Here is a 13441-nt window from a genome sequence, read left to right as displayed (position 1 = left end):
CTTTACTCTGTATCCAGCCATTGTGACCGTCTTGTGAGTGGCAGGCTGATCACTACCTTTATTACTAGTATGCCAGTTGCTTCCATTATTAATGTTATTTCTATCCGTTAACTTTGGCATAACAAAGAACCCCCACGTGTGAAGTACCAATTTAAAAGTAGCATCCCTAACTCAGTTATTCCATCTAATTGATACTAAAAGCAAAAACATAATGCAATTTTCGGCCCAGGATAGTAAATGATAATTACGTGCCGAAGCAACGGATAAGCGCGAATATTCATTACAACCACGCCGACCTGACCAATACATATATTTAGTCAATTAAAATCAATAAGTTAACAGTTACACAATCTTGTATCGTTCAAATATCGCTTCATTAACTCAAGCCTATCCTTCAGAGCCAAACGCACTTTTATCACCTTTCCATTGGACAAATGAGCTTCAACAGTTAATAACAATAAGAAAATCAGAACGATAGCCTTATTGCCAAAAGTTTCCCCTGATGCCACATACACATCAAGCATCTTCTCTACATCAATGACCGCTGATACTCGGCCCCCGTTCGAAATGGCACAATTTTCCAAGTCAAAACTATATTCTGCGACTGAGTCACTCACATAACTAACCGACGGCGATAAGCACTCTCCGATACAAGTCAGCTGTCTAGCCACTCTGCTCGAAAAATCCGTTGAAACATAATCCCACACAGTTAATGGCAATCTCAGAGCCTCGATATTCACAGGCCTCTCCCCATCATTTTGACAGCAAATAGAGATCACTGGTGCACCAGACACTAAATGGACAGATGACCCTACCTTAATTCGAGGGATCTTTGAGCGTATCTGCACGCTAAGACCAATCAAGGATATGGCTAAAGCTATTAAAGAAATGATAGTGGTCATAAATTCTCCTCCGGCTTTCCCATGCGAAAAGACGATATTAGGCATACTCGCAAAGTCTCACATATAACGACTATAATACCACGGACTATAAATCTCATTTATGGAATATTGACCGGAGGAGTCACTTATGACTGGATTCATTCTTGCGTGTTTGTTGGTAGGTCTTGGCGTTGCTGTAATCCTTGTTGGCTTGGTCAAATCTGCCTCTTGGGAGCAGAAAAAGCCTACCAGACCCGACGGCCTAGAGGACATTACAAACCCCTCTCACAGCTGGCACCCACTAAATATGTGGAACGATGATAATTAATTTTTCCCGCGCAATTATGTTTATTGTCTGTTTACGTGGCATTATTCTGGCCGTTTAGCTAAACGGAAGTAGAGTACAAGAAATGGACAATCCCGATGATTATTTAGAAGTATCCCCCAATGAGATCCTGCACAGAACCAGCCATGTTCGGGATGTTGTTAGAGATCCTAAAATTGAAGACCTACCCATCGAATCCCTACCTTGGGAGGACTTCGAAAAAATGTCCTTGATGCTCTTCAGCGAGCTAAAGCACACTCAAGGGCTTCAGGTATTTCGGTACGGTAGTAACGGATACAAACAACATGGGCTGGACTTAATAGCTCTTAACAAAGCTACCGGAAAGCTCATTGTCGCAGAATGCAAAAGGGTTGCGAAACTCAATGAAAAAACACTGTCTTCTTGGGTAGAGCGCTTTCTGGAAGGTGAAAAGGCTGAACAATCTGAAAAATTTTTCCTGATAACAACAAATAATATCAGCGCTAAGCCATCATTGGTGGATCATTGGCACAAACTCTCCCTACAGTTAATCCAACAAGGCATTGAATCGGAACTTTGGGATTTCAGCAAGCTTATTACCTTACTAAAACATTCCTACTCTACGGTGGAAGATATATACGGCTTTTCCACAGCTGAAAGATTTTGTCTCGCTTCATCCGGTATGACGAAATACCCAAGCGCTTTTGGTGTTAAAAAAATATCAGAATCTTCAGGGATGACACTAATTGAAAACAGAAGTATACGGCTTGATATTTCACCACCTTCCAAGAAAAAGCCCCATCTATGTGGAGGCCTGTTATTTGCCCGTGCAGACTTAAATGGTTTTTCCATTGCGTTGAATTCCCAGTTTTTTATCAAGATGATGCAATACCGCGCTCACTCGCCGTCTCTTAGAGGAAGCCCTTTTTTCTATGGCCCAGACGAAGATGGAAAATATTTGTTTGCCTTACCTTATGCTCGACTAACACTAGATAACGCAGAGCTTGACGACCTCGACTGGATCATTGAACAAGCTTGGAGTTGTTACATTGAATCAGCAAGAGCCCTTGAGTCAAATTGGAGAACACTTAGGTTTGCAAGGCTTAGCGACGACAGATTTGTCTTCAAGTTATGCAAAGTTGAGCGATGGTTTTGGAACATCATAAAAAGCTATTTACACGAGTTTGATTGCGACAAAGGATCAACAGAACATTATATTTACGATTCTGCAGGCTGCATTAAGGTCTACGTCCCAACAAAACGCGGGAACATTGAACCCGGCTACCACCTGATCATGTATGCACACCCGAGCGACTCCACTTACTCTACTGATCTTATTCTCGGTTGGGAGCCATTAAGTGATATTGGAGGATCTCCCGTTGATCTCTCACCGAGGAAAGGCTGGGATGCTGAGTACACACATAACTGGCTGATGGACTATTTTTTCCCAAGAGTATATGAATGGGCTATTCAGAGAGAATCCAACAGCAATAAATCTATTTTAGATAAGCCGATCAAAGAAATATTCACCAGACAACCCAATCCAGAATATATAAAACTGGAAAATATAGTTTGGTCTTGCACGGATATCAGCAGGAGAAATATTGGCCTAAGAGTCACGAACAAAGAAGAGGCTGTAAATCTTGCTCTCTTCCTTCAGAGCCATTACAGCGTCTATTTATCAAAAGCGCCAATTGAGCCTGAACTCATCAGATCTGTAATTCGTGTTTGCAGTTATGTCTTGTCTACCAGGCCTAACTACACTGATCATTATTTTAAAAGTAATCTTCGAATTTCCGGTACTGATTTATATACAGAGATAGTTGAATTAGAAAAACAACTGCGTGAAGGGGTATCTCCCCAATTTAACCTCGACTTGGCACTACGATCACTATATGCATTATTCAAAGACTTATCAGATCTAAGCGATGACGACTTCACACAACTATCCGAACTAATACGCCCAGTTTGGGAAAGGTGTATCGAAGATATTATTTGTGCCTCATATTACTAATAAAGGCGGTAGAACATGAAAAATACTACTCAAAGCGAAAATAATAAGCTGGAAAATCTGAAGCTGCTCATACATCAAGGATTAAGAGATCTAGAAGCCGGAAACGTGTCACCAGGCAAAGAGGTATTTTCAGAAATCAGAGAAAGCCTTGAAGAAGGCTCGCTCAACAGAAAGTAAACATTTTGCATTGATGACTATAATTCCACGGTCTATAGCACTCTTTTCAGAAAATGCTTTTAAGCTATGGATCTTCAAGAAAATTTCTACCTTGGTAAGTGTTGGGCAGCCATTAGTAACAACGAAGTAATTGGTATTATTTCCATGCGCGTCCCAAATTCAGTGGATTTTGAGGCTTTCCGCACCAGAGCGATTGCCTGCCTAGAATTACTGGGAGAAATCAGGACAGGTGAGCTGGTTGAGAGGGGAGGGGAGCGCTACTTTGTGCAGCGCTCGAACCATGCCAGGCGTGGCAAAATACCAAAACCAGAAAAAGAGTTTCTGATATTCCACCCTTCTCACGCACAAAATGACTCAGATATACCCGGATAAGAGTTGGACATTTACCAACCTCTCTCTTTCGTAGACTTTTTGTCTAAGTGGTTGCCCCCACTTCTGGTCAACTGGATGAATCTCCCGGCTGGCAAGGTAGTTCAGTAAAGTCCTTGAATTAAGCTGAATCCTTTTCGCCAACTTGGAAAGCAGGACATATTTATCGCGGAAATCATTGATCCCTTGCTGCGATACCCATCTCGACGAATAGCCATCATTTGACGACGTCTCTATAAGCCCAGCTTCAACCAACTGATAGGTAAATTGTTGTTGGAGGCCCAATAATTTTGCCGTAGATGGAATACTCACTAAACTGCTATTCGCTTTGTAGCGCTCATACCATTCCAGAAAGTCATCTTTACTGAATAGCATTGAAGACAGGCCAGGAGCAGAATTTAACCTGGCTGATACTTTCAAGTGCTTCTGCTCAATGGCATTCAATATCGTAACAAGAGGATCGTCAATCTGCCCACCGAAATACTGCAATAATTGGGGAAGAGACCAGTATTCTCCCGAAACATCTGCCAGGCCTTTCAGAAACATATCCCTGTACCGGTATATTTCATCTCGTGAAAATTGCCAGGTCATATTTCCATGCGTACCAGGCTCAACCATCACGTCAAAACAGCCAGTTTCCCTTAGCCTGGAAAACTGCAATTTCGTCAGGCCTAGAATTGTCGCTGCTTCTTTAGCCGAAATCAGACTTCTTAACCGGTCAATCCTATCCACTAAATCAGGTTTAAATACCATCATGATCACACGTCGATCTTTTTCTAATGGTTTACTTCTAACCAGGTTTTGCCGCAATGCCTGCCGCAACGTACTTTTATGTACATCGAATTCTCGACAAGCTTGTTGCAGCGGTATCCAAGGGTGTTCGTCTATCGTCCTTTTATCAAAGTTCTTATTTCTTTTGGTCAGCGGCTTATACCAATACAAATTCAGATAACGTTCTATCAGGTGTTTGTAGGGCTTAAATTCATCGTCTGGAAATGTCTTATAGAAAGACTGATGGAACTTAGTAAATAGATCAGGATTTGTCGCATTCCCAGAATATCCATGCATATGCACGTATTTCAAGAAGCATGTAAACCCTATTTCTCCTGAGAAGAGTGCTTCACTTACATCAGACATAAAGTCCCGTGCACACTCTTGATCCTGAAAAATATTCATCGTATCAACTTTCTTCCACCGCTCCTTTTTGATCCATCTTAAGAAGAATCGCAAGAATTCTATTCGACGGCTTAAGCTAAAGCTGGACGCATTATCTAAAAGACACGCTCCTGCATCTATATTTCCGAAATGCCCTTCCAAGAACCTTTGCATATTCAGAATGTCATCAGAGCAAAACTCTACCTCCGCGTCGCTGACTTTCTTGCCGCAGATACACTGATAAATCTTGTGATCAGTGAAGCCTCCTTGTGATTGGCAAAACGGACATCGATCAAGAAGAAATACACCGTGCTCGATACAAGCGGTGGACAACTTATACTGCCATTGAACTTTGTAGAAGCCATCTTTTCTTAGGCACAAGGGACAAAACTTGAGTTTATTAGCGACCATATTGCACGTATGGACTGACAACGCTTCAGAAACGATTTTGTTATCAAGTTTGAAGCCAGACCATTCAGTATCGACCAACAAACGGTAGCACTGGTTATGCGATAGGGTGTGGGTCGGTACTTCCTCTGAACCAAACAGCCACCGGTACGATTTATAGGCATTCAGTTCTGCTATTCTAATCAAGTAAGCCATTGGTGCTTCATCTTCATATCCAGCAGGATGAATGAGTGGTTTGATGAGTTCATATTTAGTCTTCATACCGCCACCCTCAAGCTTTTTGATTGTTTCGGACGATGAAATGGCATTCCAGGCTTATCCAGCTTCTTATGCCTGAATTTTTCATGAAAAGGGTTAAGTTCACCATCTCCTTCAATCCAAATACACTCGCAAAAGGCTATTTGAAAGCATTCTTTAGTAAGGCCATTGCATTCCAAATTTATCGCTTGCTCATAGGCGCCGATAAAGAGCTTTACCATGTAATCAATTATTCCATTAGTTGCAAAATAAATTGATTTGATAATCTCTGTATCCTCAAGGTTAATCTGAATCGGTAATCCAATCTTTTCATCCAGCACCTTTATGACACCAAGAAAGCTTTTTACGGATTCTTTGTCTTGGATATTAAATGGATGAATATTGACCCTTCTCGTAAACCGCCTCCTTAACTGCTCATTGACCTCTAGCAACTCTTCACATCTATCCAACCCCATTAAGACCGTAGATACTTGCGCCTTATCGATTACAGTTTTAAGCCAGTCAGCAACTTCATGGGGAGTTCTACGATTTCCCTGATCAATAAAGTGTTGTAGCTCATCAAAAATGATCATCTTGACTTCACACTTGATCAGGTAGTTTAGAACCCGATTAGTTTTATCTATTGCAGAACCCTTGTTAAATCTTGGATCACCTAACTGAATCAACATTTCTTCAGCCATATTCTTTATTGTGGGTACAGAAGGCGTATCGACCACCAATACAGGTATGATTTTCTTTTCGTTATTTCGTTGAGCAGGATAAGTAATTTTCACCTTTTCCTTTAAGGTGGACTTTCCTGTACCAGACTGGCCAACACAAATAATATTTAGGGCTGAATTGACATGCGCTTTCATTTGATAAGCATGAGTAACGACATCGTAAGCACGATCAAATTGCGGATGATTAATAAAAAGCGTTCTCAACGAAGCAATTTTCTGTTGTTGTTCTATGGTTAAAGTCATGATTCAACCCTACCTTTCCATTACAGAGAAGGTTGGGATTTCATCAAGATCCCAGTCACCAATGGGAAATTCATTGTTGCTACTCTCTGTAGAATTAGCAGACCACGCGGTAGACTCCGGCGACTTCCGCAAAGCCTCAGAGTTATCACGCGCCGCTTTTCGACGCTCTCTGAGTAATTTGTGCTGACTCTTCTTCTCGATTTTCTTTCTGAATCGTTCCTTACTTTTTATTAACGCTTCACTGTCCTGGTCAGATGCTCCTTTAGCGCGAGCCTCAGCCCTGATTTGGAGATGCTGCCGTAATGTCAGCCCGTCGGCATAGTCCGGATCAATACAGGGTACCTTAAGGTAGTTACCTTCGAATTCATCGTACACCCAGATATAACCAAGGTTTTCCTTATCGTACCTGAATTTGAGCTTTAACGAATCATGGCTTCGATGGCGAAATGCTCCCAACTCAGATGAATTGTAGAAAAGCCCTTTAAATTCAATCCCCCTATGACTGAGCACCCTTTCATCTTCTACAGTCAAAATAAGATCCAATTGGTCGCGGCTTTCAGGCAGCATCGGCTCCACCACTTTGAGACCATCGCTCCAAAGCGAATAGGGCGTTCGTTGTGTGACTTTATGAGTTGTTTGGCAATAGATATCTATGACCCACTCGTGAACCAACTCTTTCAAATCTTCCAACGTGATTATTGCCTCCTGTTCAGATTCATAATCCCCGCGCTGATTGATGTTTGAAAATGTGGTGCCTGGTAGCCGGTGACAAACTGCTCTATTCAATGTACCCAAAATTCTTTCGACAGAGCCTTTATATTCGGGCCTTTTCTTGGGGCAGAACTGCAAGTCAATATCCAGTTCTCCGCACATGCGCCTAAGCTGATGAGAATGGAATTCCAGACCATTATCACAGATCAACATGATCGGTTTACCAAATGCTATCCACTTGTGTTTGAAATCTGGAAAGGATTTTTCAATGTAGGTTTTGGGAAGAATGGCATTGCGCAACGCCCTCATGACCGATATTTCTGAGGGAGGCTCAAAACCAATTTCAAAACCCAGGGGCATACGCGAATATCGGTCCAGAAGAAGTGTAAGATACGGCCTTCCATCGGCTTTTCCGGTTTCAGGGTTAAGGAGATGAACATCCAAGGGCGTATGATCTACTTCGACACGTTCGAGGATGTTGTTTGGCTGGGCACCTAACCCAGTTGCCCTATAAGTCTTATCAGCCGCTCTTTTTCCCTCACGCGCAGCCATGATTTCATATTTATCAAAACCATTCACAATTCGATAAAAGGATGCTCTACTCGGTATAGGTAACGGTTTTTTTCTTGCCATATTCAATGTCGTGATTTGAGCAACTAGAGCATCGTAGGTGGCTTGTTTTGAGTCTTTCTGACGGGTAAGGAATACTTCTTCAACAACACGAACCAGCTCCTGATATACCGTACCTTTAAATTTTCTCAACCCTTTTGGCCCAGGCGATTTGTTAACGAACACCCCGATATCGTAGTGATTTTCTCGCCAGCTTCGCCACCAGCGATATACACTGGACTCACTCGGAGGATTATCGTCATCCAGTTTTTCCGATACTCGCTCAATAACTATGTCCAATTCATTCTTGACCGGTATTTCACCCAAAATATCTCTGGCAGCCTTCACATAATGATATTTACGCATTACCAGCCGTTGGTTGTTCTCGGTAAAACCGTTAATATCGACTTCACTCCTGTGGTTGGTCTTCGGAACAACATCTTTTCCATGAATAACTAATTCACCGTTAAAAAATGCATCCATAAGCTGAGTTTTAGATCTTTTCACCACAGCGAGATCGGATTTACGTTCGAGGTAGCAATCACCCGTTTCAAGAATTCGATTCACAATGAATGGAACGTCGTTCAAAGTCAGGTGCAGTCCGGTACGTAAAGAGGCAAGTTTCATCGTTGATATCCTTTAAAGTAGATAATTGGGTTTCGAGGCTAATGGGCTTGTCCAGGTCAATGGCAATGTGGCCCTGGGCTATCAGTGAATAGACTTTATTGAGAGAGCCGGTAAATTCAGATAGGCCCTGAACAGTGGCGTCCTGGTTCTGTAGGAGCCACTTGGTTGCGGCATCAACCAGCTCACGATTACAGGCAGGTTTCAGGTGTGGCCGTAAGAAAGACAGATTGTGTTGTCGAACAGGTTGGTTGAGTTCTTCATCCGTTATTACGATGAAGTGACAATCGTGCTGCATCCAGAACGCAGAGATATTCCGCAGCCTTTTAATCAGCTCCTGATCTTTCAGCTTTGAAGCAGGCTTAACTTCAACAAAGACACGTTGTTTGGTTGTAAGCAGCAATTCAAAGTCAGGCGTGTATTTACGCATCTTTCCTTCACAGGGGTAGAAGATCGTAATTGGCTGCTCCCGGTAAGAAAGCACCCCTGATGAGAATTCAAACAACAGACAAGCCCGCTTTTCCAATTGCGACTCCCAGGCTATTTGTCGGTTGTTTTTCGCTGAAGGGAAGAATCCCACTACTTTCCCAGCCGTAGGCCGAACTGGCTCCCTGGCTCTGGTGACGGGTGGCTGCGGGGCAATATTCAGGCGTAACCGATCCCCCCGTCTGGCTCCGAAAGGAACCACGGTATTTTTTAAAGACATAGAAATCCCTTACCCTTTGAGGTAATAGAAATTACTGTTTCTGGTTAAGTTTTGACTGAGACCTTGACGCGCCGGGCAGGGAAAGGGGATACTCGTGGTTCTCAAGCCGTAAGTATCAACTTACACAAACACAGCGGGGCAGGCCTTACGGGTTGTCCCGTTTTGTTTTTAAGCCATTACATACTCCTGATCTCAATTCCCGGTTTTGTTTTGGTGTTTCCACCCAATTTCAGGGTATTCCGAATAATCTCTATCTGTTCCATGCTTAATGCCCCCAAATGCCTGCGCATATCACGCATTAAGGAATACTCCTCTGCCGTCGCGTTATCAGGCAGCCGTATCGTCCTTTTGGACTGATCGACGTAGTCCCAAAGCACTTCTTGCTCCTTTTCGTCCAGGTTTAACTCGGCAATTAACTTTTCCAGCACAGGTTTGGAAGGAGGGCCTTTTTTGCCATTCTCTATGGCACTGACATAACAGGAATTCACACCAAGAAGATCAGCCAATTGAACTTGCTGCAACTGGCGGCTTCTTCTCAATGATTCGAGGAACAGTCCAAATGGCGTCATACAAAAATCGTTCAAATAATGGAATTATTTGGTCTAGGATAAGGTAAAACACTTACCTAAATCAAAGGAAAGGAACGATAAAAATCATCTAAAAATCAAAGTGTTATGCTTTGATGAATCAACAGGGGTTGACTTGATTAAGCAGGGGCGTGCTTGGTTGCGATGAGACTTTTTAGCGTTGCAAGTGATTCAATATTTCAATCCAATTCCCAATCTTCGATGATGTATTTGTACATACCGCGGACGTAATCAACCACATATTCACGGACTGAATCCGTTCCCCTATCGCAATCCGGCACATGACTATCCAGCCAGTTTTCCCCTCCACTAAACAGCGCACAGGGACATTCCATATCTGAATTGAGCAATTGAAATTCTGAGCCCACAAATGCGATTTGCACCTCACCTTCCGTCACTTTTATTAGATCAGTAGTTGGCAGAGATTTAATGAATTGAACCGCGTCAGGCAAATTAGATTTCACGATTAGTCCTTATCTCGAAAAATGGGTATTATAGTCCGTGGAGCAATAGGCAACAAAACGGAATAGTTCTATCTTTTGGGATAGGGCTAAAAGATGCGAGATCCAAAACTCCAGGCTTTCGGGCAGAGGGTTCGGGAACTACGAAAAGAACAGGGGTATTCGCAGGAGCAGTTTGCGGATCTTGCGGGTTTGGATCGTAGCTATATGGGGCATATAGAAAGGGGAGAGAAAAATATTACCCTTTTAAAAATCTATCAGATAAGCCACGCATTGAACTTAAGCCCAAAAGATCTCTTTTAGTTTTTATTCACAATGAACTATTTACTCCGTTAACCTATGCACCTTACCAAACGCTTTCAGGCTACAGGGGCCATCTCTATCAAAGCTTTATTGGTTTCTGCAAAAAAACATATGCGCAACTAGAAAACACATATTTATAGGAGCCATCAACAGCAATGAGCACTAATTCGGGAGATGGCGAGCGTACTGCAATGTTAGGCTATGTACCGCAGTATGAAATAGCGGCAAGCCTAATATATGAAGCATTGCTTGATGGTAGTCTGGATTGGTTTCGGGTCGCTGATCCAAGCGCAGGGAGCTTGGATGATATATTAATTGCAACTACAGGTAAGCTTGACGCATATCAGGTGAAATGGGCCGAGTTTACTGGAGTAATAAGCTATAGCGACTTTGTCAGAGATAGCAGAACAAAAAAGGGAGATGTAAAACTTAGCCTCTTAAGACAGCTTACTGAAGGATGGTTACACCTTGCCACGAACTACAAGGAAAGGTCGATAAAAGTTCATCTGCTCCACAAACTAATTCCTAGTTCAAGTACTAAAGCCGAAATCCCTCTTGGTGATATTCAACCACAATACCCCCATTTTCAATCCTTCCTAAAAGAGTGCTGGCTTGATAGGTCATGGTGTCAATCCGGTCTTGATGCAGCAACCGAATGTTGGAAAGAGACATTATTAGATCTAAAAAGGCGGTCAGGATTCGGCCATGAGGATTTTTTAAAATTTATTCCCTGTTGTGAACTTGAATTCAACTATAAACGACCTAGCGAAATCCCTGTTACAAATAAAGGACAAGCAAGAAGAAAAAGCGACATTGATAAAATATATAACCTCCTGACACAAATGGCTGGAGGTGAGCGACGAATTGTTGAGATGTCTAAAGATGACATGTTGGAAAAGCTGTCGTGGAATCATAGATTTAAACACAAATTTGTGCATGAATTTCCAGTAGATCGAACATACCAAGAAATTGAGCAAACTGTCGAAGCTATATCTGAAGTTTTATCACAAAAAAGCAGTGGATATATCGCGCTACTTGGAAGTCCTGGATCAGGAAAGTCCACAACTCTTACTCATACTTTAAAATATAAAGCTGGCTATAAATTAGTGAGATATTACGCCTATGTTCCAGATAGTACGTATCAAGGGCGTGGTGAAGCTAATACGTTCCTACATGACATTACATTATCCCTGAGAAATCATGGATTTCGTGGCGAGAATTCTGGACAACCAGAATCAAGAGAAGAATATCTATCTTTGCTTGGGGAACAACTTCAGCAAGCCCATGAGAAATGGAAACTCGATGATGTCACAACCATTGTAATGGTTGATGGATTAGATCACATTCAGCGTGAACAAAACCCTCTACAGAGCCTATTGTCAGATTTGCCCCCGCCAAACACCATACCTGACGGTGTAATATTCGTTTTGGGAAGCCAAACACTTGAGTTGACTGATCTTTCTGATGCTATCAAAGAACATATTAAACAAGAAAATCGCGCAGTTGTTATATCTCCTTTAACTCGATCAAATGTTTATGCAGCCATTAACCAATGGCGCGGCTGTTCTGCTCTAACAGAGGAGAATAAAAGAGCTATTTTCGAAAAGTCGTTGGGGCATCCATTATCTTTGGTCTATTTGTTACAGTTTATTATTGAAAATTCTGACGAAGACTTTGATGTAATTATTAACGGATACCCCGCATATCAAGGACATATTGAACAAAACTACTCCATCTATTGGCGGAAAATCGAGGGGGATCAGAATCTTGTTAAATTACTCGCACTCTTATCAAGAATTCGAGTACCAATAAATACTCAAGTACTTGATAACTGGGCTGATCATTCAACAATTTATCAGTTTATTTCTAGCGCAGCACACTACTTTAAGAAGGATAGTGATGTAAATTGGCGATTCTTTCACAATAGTTTCAGACAATTTATTTTGGACAAAACTAGCCGTAATTTATTCGGAAATATCGACGAGCAAAAAAATATAGAGTATCACAAGATATTAGCCGATCATTGTCTCCAATCAGATTTTTCAGATCCTATGCGCTGGGAAACTATTTACCATCTTTACAATGCTAAACAGATCGAATCTGTAATTAAAACAGGAACGCAACACTATTTTAGAGAGCAGTTCTTTAAGCTGCGAAACATCTCAAGTGTTAGTGATGATATCGATTGCGTTCTCCAGTCTGCTAAAGAATTGAATGACCCTCTCGCACTAATCAGATGTATCTTAGTTGAATCTGAGTTGAGAGAGAGACAAGAAGCTCTAAATGAAATCGACGTACTAAATCTCTTATTCGAATCTGAGGGACTTAATTCAGCAATCGGATACGTTTTTGATGGGGAGCTACTTCAGGTAAGCGACTCAGAAGCACTTATCTTTTCTAAACTCCTTGCTAAAAATGAATTTTTTAATGAGGCCAGACGGGTATTCGACTCGGCTGAACCGCTAAGTTACTTGTCGGGCGGGGATAGAGTTGATCCTCATCATGGAGGATCGGAAGTTTTGAAGCAATGGGCAGATGTGGCTCATTATTTTATCCCCCTGAGCGATATTGTATCTGCCATTTTTCAAACAAAGTATAAAGATAATGATACCAGCGCTTGGAGAAAAGCGGTGTCTGTCAACATTGTTGTCGCATAAAAGTACTCAGCTCTTTAACAATTTACCGCCTTTTCCGGGTTCAGAGTTACTGAGTCCGGCAAGCTGAGGTTTCTGATGTTACCCGACCATCGTTCCGGGTGCTCGGATTTGAACGCCTCTATCACGGCTTTGCGATTCGCTAGAACTTCATCAGCCAGGCCGTTGTGTCGCTGCTGCGGTGTCACGTAGTTTATTCCGCTATGGCGATGTTCGTTGTTGTACCAGTCAACGAACTGTTGTGTCCACTCCCTTGCC

General features: G+C 42.1%; 13 protein-coding genes. 5 read left to right on the top strand and 8 right to left on the bottom strand.

Going from position 1 to position 13441, the window contains the following annotated elements:
* Positions 1 to 335: 335 nt before the first annotated feature.
* The gene (locus FT643_RS19085; protein WP_156873019.1) at positions 336 to 902 is read right to left on the bottom strand and encodes a hypothetical protein; all 567 of its coding nucleotides are present in this window, start codon (positions 900 to 902) and stop codon (positions 336 to 338) included.
* Between the two features lie 389 nt (positions 903 to 1291).
* Here FT643_RS19085 and FT643_RS19080 point away from each other — a divergent pair, with 389 nt between their 5' ends.
* From FT643_RS19080 to FT643_RS19070, 3 genes are all read left to right on the top strand, one after another.
* On the top strand, positions 1292 to 3199 hold the full coding sequence (locus tag FT643_RS19080) for a hypothetical protein (protein WP_156873018.1): 1908 nt from the start codon (positions 1292 to 1294) through the stop codon (positions 3197 to 3199).
* 15 nt (positions 3200 to 3214) lie between these two features.
* Positions 3215 to 3376, top strand: coding sequence for a hypothetical protein (locus FT643_RS19075; protein WP_156873017.1), 162 nt, complete (start codon positions 3215 to 3217; stop codon positions 3374 to 3376).
* Positions 3377 to 3442: 66 nt separating this feature from the next.
* Entirely contained in the window at positions 3443 to 3748 is a 306-nt protein-coding gene (locus FT643_RS19070) for a hypothetical protein (RefSeq protein ID WP_156873016.1), read from the top strand.
* Here the strand turns inward: FT643_RS19070 and FT643_RS19065 are convergent.
* The 6 genes from FT643_RS19065 to FT643_RS19040 form a co-directional block, all read right to left on the bottom strand.
* Entirely contained in the window at positions 3731 to 5569 is a 1839-nt protein-coding gene (locus FT643_RS19065) for a TniQ family protein (protein ID WP_156873015.1), read from the bottom strand. The genes FT643_RS19070 and FT643_RS19065 overlap by 18 nt on opposite strands.
* Positions 5566 to 6528 (bottom strand): TniB family NTP-binding protein, encoded by a 963-nt coding sequence (locus tag FT643_RS19060; protein WP_156873014.1) that lies wholly within the window; start codon positions 6526 to 6528, stop codon positions 5566 to 5568. The genes FT643_RS19065 and FT643_RS19060 overlap by 4 nt, the downstream gene beginning before the upstream one ends.
* Before the next feature lie 9 nt (positions 6529 to 6537).
* A complete protein-coding gene (locus FT643_RS19055; protein ID WP_156873013.1) occupies positions 6538 to 8475 on the bottom strand; it encodes a Mu transposase C-terminal domain-containing protein in 1938 nt (645 codons plus the stop codon).
* Positions 8399 to 9178: a TnsA endonuclease N-terminal domain-containing protein gene (locus tag FT643_RS19050; protein WP_156873012.1), complete on the bottom strand. Its 780-nt coding sequence runs from the start codon at positions 9176 to 9178 to the stop codon at positions 8399 to 8401. Before FT643_RS19050 ends, FT643_RS19055 begins: the two co-directional genes overlap by 77 nt.
* Before the next feature lie 176 nt (positions 9179 to 9354).
* Positions 9355 to 9747 carry a helix-turn-helix domain-containing protein gene (locus FT643_RS19045; RefSeq protein WP_156873011.1) on the bottom strand — a complete coding sequence of 131 codons (393 nt, stop codon included), beginning with the start codon at positions 9745 to 9747 and terminating at the stop codon, positions 9355 to 9357.
* Between the two features lie 197 nt (positions 9748 to 9944).
* Entirely contained in the window at positions 9945 to 10229 is a 285-nt protein-coding gene (locus FT643_RS19040) for a hypothetical protein (RefSeq protein ID WP_156873010.1), read from the bottom strand.
* A 93-nt stretch (positions 10230 to 10322) separates the two neighbouring features.
* Here FT643_RS19040 and FT643_RS19035 point away from each other — a divergent pair, with 93 nt between their 5' ends.
* Both FT643_RS19035 and FT643_RS19030 read left to right on the top strand, forming a co-directional pair.
* A complete protein-coding gene (locus FT643_RS19035; RefSeq protein WP_156873009.1) occupies positions 10323 to 10529 on the top strand; it encodes a helix-turn-helix domain-containing protein in 207 nt (68 codons plus the stop codon).
* Between the two features lie 155 nt (positions 10530 to 10684).
* The gene (locus FT643_RS19030; RefSeq protein ID WP_198043704.1) at positions 10685 to 13186 is read left to right on the top strand and encodes an NACHT domain-containing protein; all 2502 of its coding nucleotides are present in this window, start codon (positions 10685 to 10687) and stop codon (positions 13184 to 13186) included.
* Between the two features lie 14 nt (positions 13187 to 13200).
* Here the strand turns inward: FT643_RS19030 and FT643_RS19025 are convergent.
* Positions 13201 to 13441: integrase core domain-containing protein (locus FT643_RS19025; protein WP_156873008.1), on the bottom strand; the 241-nt coding region annotated here is incomplete at its 5' end.

It is taken from the genome of Ketobacter sp. MCCC 1A13808 (assembly GCF_009746715.1).
In the GTDB taxonomy this organism is placed as follows: domain Bacteria; phylum Pseudomonadota; class Gammaproteobacteria; order Pseudomonadales; family Ketobacteraceae; genus Ketobacter.
Note: the sequence above shows the minus strand (reverse complement) of the source record. Positions and strands in the feature narration are given on the sequence as shown.